We start from the raw sequence: 14,442 nt of genomic DNA, 5'->3' as shown, positions 1-14,442 counted from the left end.
GTTGACATGCGCAAAGCGAAGATCGTCTGCACGCTCGGTCCCGCAACAGGGACCTACGAGCAGATCCGCACTCTGATCGAGGCCGGGATGAACGTCGCCCGGATGAACTTCAGCCACGGCACGCACGACGATCACGCGCAGGTGTACGCGAACATCCGCCGTGCCGCCGAGGACCTCGGCAGGAACGTCGCCATCCTGGTCGACCTCCAGGGCCCCAAGATCCGTCTGGGCAAGTTCTCCGACGGACCGCACAAGCTCGAGGTCGGCGAGACCCTCACCATCACGACGGATGACATCGAGGGCACCCGCGAGCGCGTCTCCACCACGTTCAAGGGCCTGCCCGGCGACTGCCGCCCCGGCGACGTGCTCCTCATCGACGACGGCAAGGTCTCCGTGCGCGTCACCGAGGTCACCGAGACCGACGTCGTCACCGTCGTCGAGGTCCCCGGACCGGTCTCGAACAACAAGGGCATCAACCTGCCCGGCGTGGCCGTCTCCGTGCCCGCGATGAGCGAGAAGGACGTGGCGGATCTCCGCTTCGGCCTCGGCCTCGGCGCGGACCTCGTGGCGCTGTCCTTCGTGCGCGATGCGCATGACATGGACGACGTCCTGCGGATCATGCAGGAGGAGGACCGTCGCGTCCCGGTGATCGCCAAGATTGAGAAGCCGCAGGCCGTCCGCGCCCTGCGCTCGATCGTCGGCGCCTTCGACGGCATCATGGTCGCCCGTGGCGACCTCGGCGTCGAGCTGCCGCTGGAGCAGGTCCCGCTGGTGCAGAAGCGCGCCATCGAGCTGGCCCGTCGCAACGCGAAGCCCGTGATCGTGGCGACCCAGGTGCTCGAGTCGATGATCGAGAGCCCCCGTCCCACCCGTGCGGAGGCGTCCGACTGCGCCAACGCGATCCTCGACGGCGCCGACGCGGTCATGCTCTCCGGCGAGACCAGCGTGGGCAAGTACCCCTTCGAGGCCGTGCGCACCATGGCGCGGATCATCACCAACACGGAGGAGAACGGTGCGGACCGCATCCTCCCGCTGGGCACCATCCCGCACACCCGCGGCGGCGCGATCACCCGTGCGGCCGCCGAGATCGGCGACCAGCTCTCCGCCCAGTACCTGGTGACCTTCACCGAGTCCGGCGACACCGCGCGCCGCCTGTCCCGCCTGCGCCCCAGCATCCCCCTGCTGGCGCTGACCCCGTACCCCGAGATCGCCCGCCAGCTGTCCCTGACCTGGGGCATCGAGGCGCACCTGGTGCCGATGCAGAGCGATACCGACGCGATGGTCGGCAAGGTCGACGATCTGCTCCGCGAGCAGAAGGGCCTGCAGAAGAACGATCTGGTCATCGTCGCGGCCGGTTCCCCTCCCGGCGTCCACGGCTCGACCAACACGCTGCGCGTGCACCGCATCGGCGACCTCGACGGCACCGAGTCGGCCCGCATCGAGGCCGACAACATCGCCTCCGGCTCCGGCAGCTGAGGTCGGCGTCTCCCGGATCGGCACCCCGATCCAGGAGGCCCGCACGACAGCGGCGCCCGCCGACCGAGAGGTCGACGGGCGCCGCTGTCGTCTCCCGCGGGGCGCCGGAGACCCTGGACACGGCCGTGAGGGCGGCTCGTGGCTCCGGCAGGGCTCAGCGGTCCTCGACCGCGTCCCGGAGCTCGTCCTTGTCCATCGAGGAACGGCCTTCGATGTTCTGGCGCTTGGCGTCCTCGTAGAGCTGGTCCTTCGTGCGCCCCTGCGGCCCTGAGTGGGATCTCTGTCCTCCGCGTTCCGCCGGGGACATGTCCTCGGTGGACGTCCGGCTGGCCTCCTCGGACTCACCCTCCTGGGCTCGGGTCTTGTTGACGGTCCGGGCTGCGATCTCCTCGGCCTCGTCGGAGGAGCGTCCCTGGTCCGTCAGGCTCTCCTTGACGTGCTCGTACTGGCGTTCGCGCTTGTCGCTCCACGCGTCGGGCATGGCATCCACCTCTTTCGCTGGGGTCCCCGCGACGCCTCGCGGGTGAGTCCAGCGTGCGAGCCGGATCCCGGACTGTCGAGGCCCCGGACCGTTCGGTCTCCCGATCGCCTACGCGGACTTCTTCGAGGTGCGGGACGAGCTCGAGGGGCGGGAGGACGACGTCTTCCCCTTGGCCGACGCCTTCTTCGTCCTCGCCGACCCCTTCTTGTCACCGGCCGCCGACTTCTTCTCCTCGGCGGCTGACGTCTTCGAGCTCTTCGTGGTCTTCGACTTCTTCGAGTTCTTCGCCGTCTTGGATTTCTTCGTCGTCTTCGTCGCGGTCGCCCTGCCTGTGGTGCTCGAGGCCGTCGGCCCGTTCCGGCCTCCGGACGACGACGCCGCGTCGCGCCGCTTCTGCACGCTGCGCTCCAGCGCATCCATCAGGCTGATCACCTTCCCGTCCCCCTCGTCCTCCGTCGAGCCGTCCCGGCCGAAGGTCGCGTCGGTGTCGACCGCATCTCCCTCCTCGAGCTTGGCCTCCACGAGCTGGCGCAGCTGTGCCTGGTACTCGTCCGTGAACTGCTCGGGATCGAAGTCGCCGCTGAACTGGTCGACCAGTGCGGCGGACATCGATCTCTCCTTCGCGGAGACCCTGGTGGACTTCGGGCCGAAGTCCACCTCCTTGAGGTCAGAGGGCCAGCGCAGGGTCTGCAGGGCGAGGAGGTCCTCGTGCACCCGGAGCACCCCGAGACGGGTCTTCGTGCGCAGCGTGAAGGTGACGACGGCGGTGCGCTCCGTGTCCTCGAGAGTGCGGCGCAGGAGCACGTACGCCTTCGAGGAACGGCCCACCGGCTCGAGGAAGTAGGAGGTCCCGAGCAGGATCGGATCGACCTGTTCGTCCGGGACGAACTGCACCACGTCGATCTCGTCGTTGTCCTCCGCAGGGAGCTCGTCGAGCTCCTCGTCGGTGAGCACCACGGTCTTGTCGCCGTCGTCGTAGGCCTTGTCGATGTGCTCGTAATCGATCTCGCGGCCGCAGACCTCGCAGGTGCGCTGGTACCGGATGCGCCCGTGGTCCTCGTCATGGACCTGGTGGAAGGAGAGGTCGTGCGAGCGGGTCGCACCGTACAGCTTCACCGGGACGTTGACGAGCCCGAACGTGATCTCACCGCTCCATATAGCGCGCATGCCCCATGACACCATGCGCTCCGACGACAGGCCAGAACGATCGGTCGATACTCCGGGGTCGGGGAGTGACGGCACGCGTGGAGCAGGGCACAGTGGGCGTATGGCCACCGATGAGCAGAGCGTCAGGATCGAGGACCGCACGCTGAAGGTGTCGAACCTCGAGAAGGTCTTCTTCTCCTCCACGGGGACCACCAAGGGAGAGGTGCTGGACTACTACCGACGCATCGCCGCGGTGATGATCCCGCAGGCGAGGCGGCGCCCGGCGACCCGCAAGCGGTGGGTCGACGGGGTGGGGACCGCCGATCGGCCCGGCACGGTCTTCTTTCGCAAGGATCTCGAGGATCGCGCCCCGTCGTGGGTGCCGCGTGCGGACCTCGAGCACAGCGACGGCGTCTCCACCTATCCGCTGGTCGACGAGACCGCCGTGCTGGTGTGGCTCGCGCAGCTGGCGGCGCTCGAGATCCACACGCCCCAGTGGCGATTCGACGAGGATCTGACGGCGTCGAACCCCGACCGCCTCGTGCTGGACCTCGACCCTGGGCCGGGAGCCGACCTCACGGACTGCGCCCGCGTCGCCCTGTGGTGCCGCGAGATCCTGGAGGACATGGCGATGGAGTCCTTCCCGGTCACCTCCGGCTCCAAGGGCATCCACCTCTACGCGCCGCTGGACGGCGCCGCCACCGCTCAGCAGATCACCCAGGTCGCCCACGAACTGGCGAGGGCGTTGGAGGAGGATCATCCTGATCTCGTGGTCAGCGACATGAAGAAGTCATTGCGGTCGGGCAGGGTGCTCGTGGACTGGTCGCAGAACAACGGGCACAAGACCACGGTGTGCCCCTACTCGCTGAGAGGACGGCTGCGCCCATCGGTGGCGGCGCCCCGCACGTGGGAGGAGATCGAGGACCCCGAGCTCGATCAGCTCGAGCTCGGCGACGTCCTGCGTCGGGTCGAGGACGGCATGGACCCGATCGCGGCGCTGGGCTCGAGCGCCGGGAAGGGCGGGACGGAGGGCGGCGCCTCGTCGGGCGGGCGGTCGAGGGACCGCCTGGAGGTCTACCGCTCCAGGCGGGAGGCGTCGAGGACACCCGAGCCCGTCCCGGAGGGACGGCCGGATCCGGAGGGGGCACGTGACCCTCGCGAGCCGGAGGACCCGATGTTCGTGATCCAGGAGCACCACGCGTCCCGACTGCACTGGGACTTCCGTCTCGAGCACGACGGGGTGCTGGTCTCCTGGGCTGTGCCCAAGGGCCCCCCGGTCGACGTCGACGTGAACCGCCTTGCGGTGCAGACCGAGGACCACCCGCTCGAGTACGGGACCTTCGAGGGCACGATCCCGAAGGGCGAGTACGGCGCCGGCGACGTCACCCTCTGGGACACCGGGTCCCTGGAGGTCGAGACGTGGCGCGATGGAGAGGAGATCGTCGTCGTCTGCCACGGTCGCCCGGACGGTGGCCTCGGCGGCGCGCCACGCCGTTTCGCCTTCGTCCACACCGGCGGCATGGGCGGGAACGGTGATCCCACGTCGGGGAGGGCCGATGCCAGCTGGCTGCTGCACCTCACGAAGGACCAGCCGCCGACGGGGGAGGAGCCGGCGTCGTGCGAGGGGCGGGGGAGGCCTCGGGAAGAGCGCGCTCCTTCGGCGTCTTCCCCCACCTCGGCGTCGTCCTCGGGGGCCCGGCCCGAGCCGGCCGCCATGAGCGATCCGATCTCGCCGATGCTCGCCACTCTCGGGAGCCGGGACGACATCCGTGACCAGGACGACTGGGCCTTCGAGATGAAGTGGGACGGGGTGCGTGTCGTCGCCACGGTCACGGCGGAGGCAGTCCGCCTGACCAGCCGCGGTGGAAAGGACCTCACCTCCACCTTCCCCGAGCTCGCCGAGCTGTTGGAGGCGCTCGATCCCGCGGCCCTCGCTGCGGGGGAGACCGTCCTCGACGGTGAGATCGTCGCACTCGACGCCCGCGACCGCCCCTCCTTCTCCCGACTGCAGCGACGACTCGGTCTCACGCGAGACCGCGATGTGGAACGGGCCAGGAAGGAGGTCGAGGCGCATGTGATGATCTTCGACCTGCTCCGGCGCGGAGGCGTTCCGCTGCTTCGCACCCCGTACCGCGAGCGCCGATCCGCGCTGTTCGACACGGTGCGGTCGACCGAGCACATCCACGTGCCGCAGGCGGACCACGGCGACGTCGACCACGCCATCGAGCTCTCGAAGGAGCTCCAGCTCGAAGGCGTCATGGCGAAGACCGAGACGGGTGTCTACCAGCCCGGCAGGCGCAGTCGCACCTGGATCAAGATCAAGAACGCCCGCCACCAGGAGGTCGTGGTCATCGGCTGGCGACACGGGAAGGGCGGTCGCTCCGGGAGCATCGGGTCCCTGCTGCTGGCGATCCCCGACGGGGAGGGTGTCCTGCGCTACGTCGGTCGTGTCGGGACGGGATTCAGCGACCGGGATCTCGAGCAGATCACGAGCACGCTCGCCTCCCGTGCCCGCAGGACGCCACCGGCGGACGACGTGCCCGCTGCGGATCGCCGCGATGCGGAGTGGGTGCGTGCGGACCTCGTCGGGGAGGTCCGGTACAGCGAGCGCACCGAGGACGGCCGCCTGCGGCATCCTGTGTGGCGGGGATGGAGGCGTGACAAGCAGGCGCACGAGGTACGAGGAGAGCAGTGAGCCCGGGACGGCACCATGAGGGCGCTGCGGGTCCTGCTCCCGTGACGGAGACGGAGGAGCCGGTGCCGCCGCTGCCCGGGGACCGTCCGCCCATGAGAGGCTTCTGAGCATGACCGGGGTTCCCGATGATGCACTTCTCCTCGTCGACCTGCAGGAGGCGTTCCTGGACGCCCCGGGGCTGAGGGACGTCCGCGGCGAGCTCGTGAGCGCCGTCTCCGTCCTGGCGGAGGCGGCACGATGCGCCGGCGTGCCGATCTTCCTGATCAGCACGGAGCACAGCCGGGATCGTTCGACGTGGACCCTGAACATGCTCGACGACGACCAGGGATACCTGTTCCACGGCGATCCGGGCACGCAGACGCTCTCCGAGCTGGACACGTCCGGGATGACCCGGATCGAGAAGACGCGTGACAGCGCCTGGCTCGGGACGGATCTCCTGATGCGGCTGCACACCCTCGGCGTCTCCCGGGTGATGATCGCCGGAGTCTCCGCGCATGCCTGCATCACCCAGACCGCGCGGGACGCCTATGCGCACAACATCAGAGCCACGGTCGTCACCGATGCCGTCGCCGACGAGCGGTGGGACCACCGTCGCGCCGTGTTCGACCTCCTCGTCGCCGATCGGCAGGCCGAGCTGGCCCATGTCCAGGAGTGCGTGACGCGGTGGTCGAGGTGAAGCGCCCGTCCGGCTCGTCCTGACCGCCGGGCCCTGCGAGCGTCTCCGGCGCGCACGACCGGCTCGTCACGGCCCCCGTCCGCCCGGCGGACCGGTCGGTCCGCGACCTCCGTCGGTGGTCGGAGGGGGGACGGCTTCCCCGGGGACGGCATGAAACGTACGGTGTCGGGCATCACCAGAGGCAGGTCCGACCCTGAGGAGGACACGCACCGTGGCATCCACCGAGAACGCTTCAGATCCCGCACCCGGCCGCCCGAGCAGTCGGCCCCCCTCGCTCCAGGAGCCGACGGAGCCCACCGGCCCGCTCCCCCCGAAGTCGGACCAGCAGGGTGCACAGCCCCGCACCCCCACGGGCGCCGAGCCCGGTCGGGAGCCGTCCACCACTGCGCAGCAGGGGGAGTTCCTGACCACCTCTCAGGGCGCACGGCTGCGGGACACCGACCATTCGCTCAAGGCCGGCAGGCGCGGCCCCGTGCTGCTGCAGGACCATCATCTGCGGGAGAAGATCACCCATTTCGACCATGAGCGGATCCCGGAGCGAGTGGTCCACGCCCGCGGGGCGGCGGCGCACGGGGTGTTCGAGGGCTATGGGACCGCGGAGCCCGTCTGCCGGGCGGGCTTCCTCGCGAAGGGCGTGCGCACCGAGGTGTTCACGCGGTTCTCGACCGTCGTCGGCTCCCGCGGCTCCATGGACACCGCGCGCGACACCCGCGGCTTCGCGACGAAGTTCTACACCGAGGAGGGCACCTTCGATCTCGTCGGCAACAACATCCCGGTGTTCTTCATCCAGGACGGCATGAAGTTCCCCGATGTGGTGCACGCGGCGAAGCCGCATCCGGACCGGGAGATCCCGCAGGCGCAGAGCGCCCACGACACGTTCTGGGATTTCGTCTCGCTCCATACCGAGGCGCAGCATCACACGCTGTGGTTCATGGGAGACCGCGGCATCCCGCGCTCGTTCCGGATGATGGAGGGCTTCGGCGTCCACACCTTCCGGCTCTCGAACAGCGACGGCGAGACATCGCTGGCGAAGCTCCACTGGAAGCCGGCGCTCGGTGTGCACTCCCTGACCTGGGAGGAAGCGCAGCTCCTCGGCGGCGCGGACCCGGACTTCCATCGTCGCGACCTCGCCGATGCGATCGAGTCCGGTGCCTATCCGAGCTGGGAGCTCGGCATCCAGGTGTTCCCCGACAACGCGGAGCAGAGCTTCGAGGGCATCGATCTCCTGGATCCCACGAAGTTCGTCCCCGAGGAGCTCGCGCCGGTCCAGCCTGTCGGGCGGCTCACCCTGGACCGCAATCCCCGCAACTACTTCGCCGAGACGGAGCAGGTCGCCTTCAACCCCGGCCATCTGGTGCCGGGCATCGACGTCACCGACGACCCGCTGCTGCAGGTGCGGCTGTTCTCCTACGTCGACACCCAGCTGACCCGGCTGGGCGGGCCGAACTTCGCCCAGCTGCCGATCAACCGCGCCCATGCTCCGATCAACGACATGCTGCGCGACGGCTACGGGCAGCAGGGCGACCACTCCGGTGTCGCGCCCTATCAGCCGAACTCGCTGGACGGCGGGTGCCCGTTCCTGGCGGGCGAGATGGACGGGGCCCTCGAGGACCTCCCGGTGGTCGTGCCGGAGAGCGTGAAGGAGCGCGCCCTCTCGGCGACGTTCGAGGACCACTTCAGCCAGGCCCGACTCTTCTGGCGCAGCATGACCCCGGTCGAGCGGGATCACATCGTCGACGCCTACTCCTTCGAGCTCGCGAAGTGCTACGAGGCGACGATCCGCGAACGACAGCTGCAGTCGCTGGCGAACATCGACGGGGAGCTGTGCGCACGGGTCGCCGCAGCGCTCGGGATGACCGCCCCCGAGCGGACGATCCCGGCCGAGGACGGGACCGACGGCGCGCCGGTCACCAGCGCACCGCTCTCGCAGCTGGGCGCCCGATGGCCGACCGACGGACGGACGATCGGCATCGTCGTGGACCCCGACGGCGACAACTCGGCCCTGCTCGCCCTGCACGATGCCGTCGTGGCGGCCTCGATGACACCGATCGTGATCGCCCCGCGCGGCGGAGAGGTGGCGGGCGTGCCCGTTGGGCGGACCTTCGGCACCGCAGCGTCCGCGGAGCTCGACGCCCTGCTCCTCGCGGGCAACCCGCTCACCGCCCCGGATGCACGGCCCTCGGTCGATCCGACGGCCGGAGCACCCAGCAGCGGAGAGGTCGAGCCCCGCGTCGGCACGCTGATCGACGACTGCTGGCGTCATGCCAAGGCGATGGGTGCCTGGGGCGAGGGGCGCACGGCGCTGGCAGCACGCACGGCCCCCGGCGGCGCCGGGCTCGTGGCCGGAGAGGACGGTCGGGCCGTCCTCTCCGAGATCCGGACCCTGCTGGAGAGCCATCGCGTCTGGGAGCGGTTCCCGGCCGATGCCTGAGAGGGTGCTGGCGCTCGAGCCGCGCGGACAGCCCGGAGGACGGCGAGGGCTCCGCACCCTCAGAGCCCCGACCGCCGGGGCCCCACCGATGTCGAACCGACCCCGAACGGAGGACTCACCGTGAGAGCAGTGACATGGCAGGGCAAGCGCACGATCAGCGTCGAGGAGGTTCCGGATCCTCAGCTCCAGGAACCCGGCGACGCGATCATCAGGATCACGTCGACGGCGATCTGCGGATCCGATCTTCACCTCTACGAGGTCCTCGGCCCCTACATGAGCGCCGGCGATGTGCTCGGGCACGAATCGATGGGGATCGTCGAGGAGGTCGGAGCGGATGTGACCGCTGTGCGTCCCGGTGATCGCGTCGTCGTCCCCTTCACCATCTCCTGCGGATGGTGCTGGATGTGCACCCGTGGTCTCCAATCCCAGTGCGAGACTACCCAGGTCACCGAACAGGGGTCCGGCGCGTCCCTCTTCGGGTTCTCGAAGCTGTACGGGCAGATTCCCGGAGGCCAGGCGGAGTACCTCCGCGTCCCGCATGCCGACTACGGACTGATCACCGTCGGCAGAGATCTGCCCGATGACAGGTACCTCTTCCTCAGCGACATCCTGCCCACCGCGTGGCAGGGCGTGCAGTACGCCGATGTGCCCGATGGGGGGACCCTCGCCGTTCTCGGCCTGGGGCCGGTCGGCCAGCTCGCCGCGCGCATCGGCCGCCATCTCGGCGCCCGGGTGCTCGCCATCGATCCGGTCGCGGAGCGACGCGCGATGGCCGCCCGTCACGGTGTCGAGGTCTTCGACCAGGGGGATGACGGGATCGCGGCGATCCGAGACGCGACGGACGGCCGAGGCCCGGATGCCGTCGTCGACGCCGTCGGCATGGAGGCTCATGGCAGCCCGGTCGCAAGCGCTGCGCACCAGCTCGTCGGGCACCTCCCGGACGCGGTCGGGCAGAAGGTCATGGAGACCGCCGGCGTCGACCGGCTCGCCGCCCTCCACACCTCCCTCGACCTGGTCCGTCGCGGCGGCACCGTCTCGCTGAGCGGCGTCTACGGCGGTGCTGCGAGCCCGATGCCGCTGCTGACGATGTTCGACAAGCAGATCCAGCTCCGTATGGGCCAGTGCAACGTCCGGCACTGGACCGACGACCTGCTTCCGCTCGTGGAGGATCCCCGTGATCCGCTGGGCGTCACCGATCTCGTCACCCATCGCCTGCCCCTGGCCGAAGCGGCACCCGCCTACTCGCTGTTCCAGAAGAAGCACGACGGCTGCATCAAAGTCGTGCTCGACCCGGCACAGAGCTGACCCGCACTGCTGAGAAGAGAGGAAAGTCCATGTCCGATGACCAGCTGACCTTCCAGGACCCCGTCACCCGATTCCCCGACATCACCCCGCCGGAGCAGGACCAGCCCGAACCGGGGCTGGACGCGGACCTCGTCCCGCAGACCGATCGTGGCGAGGACTCCTACCGCGGCACCGGACGGCTCGAGGGCCGTCGTGCCCTGATCACCGGCGCGGATTCCGGCATCGGTGCTGCGGTGGCCATCGCCTTCGCCCGCGAAGGAGCAGATGTCGCCCTGTCCTACCTCCCCGCGGAGGAGGAGGACGCACAGCACATCCGTCGTGTGATCGAAGAGTCCGGGCGTACGGCGCTGCTGCTCCCGGGAGACCTCTCCGACCCCGGTCACTGCACGCAGGTGGTCGAGGACGCCGCCTCCGGGCTGGGCGGGCTCGACGCCGTCGTCAACAATGCGGGTCGTCAGATCGCGATCGAACGCATCGAGGACCTCGAGGACGACCAGTGGGCGCACACCTACGACGTGAACATCCGCGCGATCTACCGCATCTCCCGGGCCGCGCTGCGGCATCTGGCGCCGGGGTCGACCATCGTGAACACGACGTCGATCCAGGCCTACAACCCCTCCGCCCATCTCCTCGACTACGCCTCGACGAAGGCCGCGATCAACAACTTCACCAAAGGCCTCGGCCAGCAGCTCGCGCCCCGCGGGATCCGCGTGAACGCGGTCGCGCCAGGCCCCATCTGGACGCCTCTGCAGGTCTCCGACGGTCAACCCAAGGATGCCCTCCCCGAGTTCGGCAAGAGCACCCCGCTGGGCCGTGCCGGGCAACCCACGGAACTGGCTCCCGCCTACGTGTTCCTCACGTCCGCGGAGTCCAGCTACGTGATCGGCGAGACCCTGAACGTCAACGGTGGCACCCCGAGCCCCTGAGCCTCATGACCCCGCTCCGGCTCTGAATCATGACCCCGCGCATACCCGTGCCCAGCCTGCTGGCAAAGGCATCTGACGCCGCGGTCCCGGGAGACGGCCCCACCCGGCTCGCGGCAGCGGTCGCACGGACCGGACGCAGGACGGCCCTGCTCGAGGCCCGCGCCGTCAGTCCTCGGCGCCGGGACCGGGCGCGGGGGCGGCCCCGCCGTGGGACCGGTGACCGGACCGGCCCCGCCTCCATGCTGCGAGACCGGCGATCGCGGAGGCGACGAGCAGGAACGGCAGACCCAATCGCCAGACCTGGCCTTCGACCTGCGTCATGAGCAGAAGGCACGAGACGAGACCCGCGATGGGGAGCACGACCGGCACGCGATAGTGGTGGTGCCCGACCGGGTCGCGACGGAGGACCAGGACCGCCGCGTTGACGGCGATGAAGACCACCAGGAGGAGCAGCACCATGGCGCCTGCCAGGACGGTGATCGATCCGGTCAGCGCGAGCGCGATCGACAGCGCGGTGGTGGCGATGATCGCCACCCACGGGGTGCGGCGACGGGGCAGCAACCGCGTCAGCACGCTCGGCAGCAATCCGTCGCCGGACATGCCGTACGCCAGCCGCGAGGTCATGATCCCGGTCAGCAGCGCACCGTTGGCGACCGCGACCAGCGCGATCACGCTGAACACCACCGGTGGCACGATTCCTGCGGCCTCGATCACCAGCGCGAGCGGAGCGGTGGAACCGGAGAGCTCGGCGGTGGGGACCACAGCCGAGGCGACCGCACCGATCAGGGCGTACACGACTCCGGTGACGGTCAGGGCGCCGAACAGGGCGCGAGGATAGGACCGCGCCGGATCCTTGGTCTCCTCGGCGATGTTCACGCTCGTCTCGAACCCCACATAGGAGTAGAACGCCAGGACGGTCCCCGCGAGCACCGCCGCGACCGGGCCGTTCTCGGGTGTTCCGAGCTCGGTGAGCCGGCCCAGATCCCCGTCGCCGCGTCCGATCACGATCCCGCCGAGGACGATCACCATCACCAGGCCGCTCACCTCGATCAGCGTCGCCACCCGATTGACGCCCATCGACTCGGAGATGCCACGGGCGTTGAGGGCGGCCAGCAGGCCGAGGAACACGAGCACCACCAGCACCGTCGGCAAAGACACGAAGGCGCTGAGGTAGTCCCCGGCGAAGCCCAGCGCCAGGGCTCCCACCGAGACGATCCCGGCCGAGAGCATGCAGACACCGACCAGCGACCCCACGAAGGGCCCGAAAGCCCGGGTCGCATAGTGGGAGGAGCCACCGGCCCGGGGGTACTTGGTCGCGAGTTCCGCGTAGGAGCCTGCGGTCAGCAGCGCCAGGACGAGGGCGACGACGAGCGGGACCCAGAGTGCGCCGCCGGCGATCCCGGCGATCTCACCGGCCAGGACATAGACCCCCGCGCCGAGCACGTCACCGAGGATGAACAGGAACAATCCCGTGGTGGTGACGGTGCGGCGCAGAGTCGGCGAGGAGGAACCGCGAGCGTTCGTCATGAGCGCAGGTCACCTTCCGCACGAGATCCCGCCCGGTCCTCCCGGAAGGCCGTGCGACGGGCATATGCATGCACCTCATCGAGCCTCTCGTGCTGATGCAGCGCCCGGGCGGAGAGCTCGTGGAACACCGAGGGGTCCAGACCCAGGTCCTCGGCGTTCTCCGCGAGCGTCTGCCAGACTCCTCTCTTTCCGAGGACCGCGCTGCGCATGAGCTCGGCCTCGAGCAGCAGGGTCATCGGAGAACGTGCGAGCACCCGACCATTGCCCTTCAACCGGCCGAGACGTTCCCCGACGACGGCGATGGCCTGCCGGTGCCGCATCTGCCGCATCCCGAGGTCGTCGAGGAGCTGCGCCAGGAAGCTGCGCTCGGCGCGGATCTCCGCCTCGATCGACGAGAGGGCGGCGAACACCGGGGTGTCCACGAAATCAGACGCCATCCTGCTGATCCGGGCGGCGCCTGCGGATGCCCCGGTGAGGTGGTCGGAGAGGTAGAGGTTCAGCAGACGGTGCTCGATGCGCTCCGAGGCCTGCGGTTCCCCGTCGCCCGCCGAGGCGGAATCGGCGGGTCGGTCGATCGGGAGGTGGATCCTCCGGCGGTCGTTCGCGCGCATCGGCACCGACCTCGCGCCGTCGCCCGCGGCCATGCCGTCCAGGAGCTCCCGGACCGTGTCCCCGGCGCTGCGGCGCGGCCGCCAGTCGAGCTCGGCCCGGGCGCGGGAGGTGTCCATCACGGGAGCCTTCATCGCCATGTCCAGCCACCCGGCATCGGCCGCGATCACCCCGGCGCGATGTCCGGCAGCGACAGCCGCCCTCACCCAGGCCACGGGCAGCTGGACGAACCGACCGTGGTCGACGATGCCAGCGAGCTCCGCGGCACCGAGCACCTCGTCCACGCAGATGTTGAACGCCCCGCGACGGCCGAGGACGGCCGCCGCCGCGAAGGCGGCCGCCACATCATCGGCGTGGACGACCTGCAACCGGAGGCCGCGGGGGAGAGGGAGCACCGGGGGGCGGCGGGCGCCCAGCCGGTGCACCGGTGCCCATCGACCCAGGAAGTACCGGTGGATCTCCGCGCCTGCATCTCCCTGGAAGATCAGTGCAGGGCGCAGCCGGGTCACGCAGACGTGGGGAACGGCGGACTCGAACTCGTCGAGCACCCTCTCCTGAGCGACCTTGTCCACGCTGTAGTGCGATGTGCGGATGCCGGTCGTCGGCCAGCTCTCCGGACGGGCCCCGCTCTCCGGGGAGGGGGCGTACGCACCGACCGACGATGCCACCACCACCGTGCGGACCCCGGCGTCCGCGACGGCCCGGACGACGTGGCGAGTGCCCTCGACGTTGACCCGCCGCAGAAGGTCCCTATGGCTGTCGGGCTGGATCAGCCAGGCCAGATGGATCACGGCGTCAGCGCCGTGGAATGCCTCCGTGAGCGCGGCGACGGCCTCGTCCGGGTCGGTGGCCGCCGCGATGTCGAGGGAAACCCATTGCGCGCGCGAGTACGGCTCTGCGGATCGTGCGGGCATCCGTCGCGCAACGCCCACGATCGACGTGACCTCGGGCCGCCGATCCAGGGCCGCGAGCACTGCGGTGCCGACATTCCCCGTGGCTCCGACGACGACGACTCTCATGGATCACTCCCTCACGGTGGCCGCCGCAGCGCGGCGGCCGGCGAGTCCTGCCGGTCGACCTCCAAACTACGCAGGATCGAAGATTCCCAGGGGCGCACGGGAGATTCCCCGACCGGTCGGTTCGCCGAGGGACCCGGCCCTGGCACTTGGA

General features: G+C 69.9%; 10 protein-coding genes. 6 read left to right on the top strand and 4 right to left on the bottom strand.

Translation table 11 applies throughout. The annotated features are described in order from the left end of the window. The first annotated feature begins 6 nt into the window (after nt 1–6). Nucleotides 7–1,476, top strand: coding sequence for a pyruvate kinase (gene pyk, locus CFK41_RS09430; protein WP_096799426.1), 1,470 nt, complete (start codon nt 7–9; stop codon nt 1,474–1,476). A gap of 154 nt (nt 1,477–1,630) precedes the next feature. On the opposite strand, the gene CFK41_RS09425 is transcribed toward pyk, so the two are convergent. Both CFK41_RS09425 and ku read right to left on the bottom strand, forming a co-directional pair. Next, nucleotides 1,631–1,957, bottom strand: a complete 327-nt coding sequence (locus tag CFK41_RS09425; RefSeq protein WP_096799425.1) for a plasmid stabilization protein — start codon at nt 1,955–1,957, stop codon at nt 1,631–1,633. 108 nt (nt 1,958–2,065) lie between these two features. Further along, nucleotides 2,066–3,124: a non-homologous end joining protein Ku gene (gene ku / locus CFK41_RS09420; protein WP_096799424.1), complete on the bottom strand. Its 1,059-nt coding sequence runs from the start codon at nt 3,122–3,124 to the stop codon at nt 2,066–2,068. Nucleotides 3,125–3,224: 100 nt separating this feature from the next. Here ku and CFK41_RS09415 point away from each other — a divergent pair, with 100 nt between their 5' ends. From CFK41_RS09415 to CFK41_RS09395, 5 genes are all read left to right on the top strand, one after another. Next, nucleotides 3,225–5,798 carry an ATP-dependent DNA ligase gene (locus CFK41_RS09415; RefSeq protein WP_096799423.1) on the top strand — a complete coding sequence of 858 codons (2,574 nt, stop codon included), beginning with the start codon at nt 3,225–3,227 and terminating at the stop codon, nt 5,796–5,798. 109 nt (nt 5,799–5,907) lie between these two features. Continuing rightward, nucleotides 5,908–6,474, top strand: a complete 567-nt coding sequence (locus CFK41_RS09410) for an isochorismatase family cysteine hydrolase (protein WP_096799422.1) — start codon at nt 5,908–5,910, stop codon at nt 6,472–6,474. Between the two features lie 211 nt (nt 6,475–6,685). After that, a complete protein-coding gene (locus CFK41_RS09405) occupies nt 6,686–8,905 on the top strand; it encodes a catalase (protein ID WP_227873024.1) in 2,220 nt (739 codons plus the stop codon). A 120-nt stretch (nt 8,906–9,025) separates the two neighbouring features. Next, nucleotides 9,026–10,210: a zinc-dependent alcohol dehydrogenase gene (locus CFK41_RS09400; protein WP_096799420.1), complete on the top strand. Its 1,185-nt coding sequence runs from the start codon at nt 9,026–9,028 to the stop codon at nt 10,208–10,210. Nucleotides 10,211–10,239: 29 nt separating this feature from the next. Beyond that, on the top strand, nt 10,240–11,136 hold the full coding sequence (locus tag CFK41_RS09395; RefSeq protein ID WP_096799419.1) for an SDR family oxidoreductase: 897 nt from the start codon (nt 10,240–10,242) through the stop codon (nt 11,134–11,136). A 165-nt stretch (nt 11,137–11,301) separates the two neighbouring features. Here the strand turns inward: CFK41_RS09395 and CFK41_RS09390 are convergent, their stop codons facing one another. After that, nucleotides 11,302–12,663 (bottom strand): APC family permease, encoded by a 1,362-nt coding sequence (locus CFK41_RS09390; protein ID WP_096799418.1) that lies wholly within the window; start codon nt 12,661–12,663, stop codon nt 11,302–11,304. After that, nucleotides 12,660–14,291, bottom strand: a complete 1,632-nt coding sequence (locus tag CFK41_RS09385) for an NAD-dependent epimerase/dehydratase family protein (RefSeq protein WP_096799417.1) — start codon at nt 14,289–14,291, stop codon at nt 12,660–12,662. Before CFK41_RS09385 ends, CFK41_RS09390 begins: the two co-directional genes overlap by 4 nt. Nucleotides 14,292–14,442 lie beyond the last annotated feature (151 nt).

It is taken from the genome of Brachybacterium ginsengisoli (assembly GCF_002407065.1).
Lineage (GTDB): Bacteria > Actinomycetota > Actinomycetes > Actinomycetales > Dermabacteraceae > Brachybacterium > Brachybacterium ginsengisoli.
Note: the sequence above shows the minus strand (reverse complement) of the source record. Positions and strands in the feature narration are given on the sequence as shown.